This window comes from Caballeronia sp. NCF2 (genome assembly GCF_023631205.1).
GTDB classification, from domain to species: Bacteria; Pseudomonadota; Gammaproteobacteria; order Burkholderiales; family Burkholderiaceae; genus Caballeronia; species Caballeronia zhejiangensis.
Map to the genome: position 1 here is coordinate 1 of NZ_JALQDN010000120.1, position 841 is coordinate 841.

Consider the following 841-nt stretch of genomic DNA (forward strand, 5'->3'; position numbering starts at 1 on the left):
ATAGTGGAATGGCCTCGTCCCACCTTCGATGCGTGAATGCAAATGATCGCCATCAGAGGGTATGGCAGTATGAGCACTCCCTGATCCACGTATGAGCGGAGGCCGTCATGAGCGTCTCGTTGCTGAGCATCGATCTGGCAAAAAGCATCTTCCAGCTGTACGGCGTCGACGAGCGAGGCCACCCGGTGTTGAGCCGGCGAGTCAGCCGCAGCAAGCTCCTCGAAGTAGTCGTTGCTCTACCCTGTTGCCGGATCGTGATGGAAGCTTGCGGTGGGGCGCACTACTGGGCTCGCCGCTTCTCGGCAATGGGGCATCACGTGCAGATCATCGCTCCGCGATTCGTCAAGCCGTTCGTAAAATCCCAGAAGAATGACCGCAACGATGCGGAGGCAATCGTCGAAGCTGCGTCCCGCCCGACCATGCGCTACGTCGCAGTCAACAGCGTTGAGCAGCAAGATATCCAGTCCATGCATCGCGTCCGCAGTCTGTTGATGCGAGACCGCATCGCACAGATCAATCAGATTCGAGGCCTGCTGGCTGAATACGGGGTGGTCATTGCCCAAACACCTCTAAAAATAAGGACGCAACTCCCCGCGATTATCGACGACGAATGCAACGAGCTGACAGGGTTGACTCGGTCAATGATGAGAGATATGTACGAGAGACTCGTCCTGCTGGATAAGCAGATCGCCCGGTACGATGAGTTGATTCATCACGTGCACAGGGCATCGCCTGCAAGCCAGCGCCTGGAAAAGATTCGTGGGGTCGGGCCGATGATTGCAACCGCCGTCATCGCCGCTGCGGGAAGCGCCTCCGAGTTCTCAAATGGTCGGCAGTTCGC

Annotated in this window: 1 protein-coding gene; it reads left to right on the forward strand. The window is 57.6% G+C overall.

Annotation, left to right across the window (positions count from 1 at the left end):
- Positions 1 to 107: 107 nt before the first annotated feature.
- Positions 108 to 841 (forward strand): IS110 family RNA-guided transposase (locus tag NCS02_RS36160; protein ID WP_250520714.1); only part of this gene is annotated, 734 nt, incomplete at its 3' end.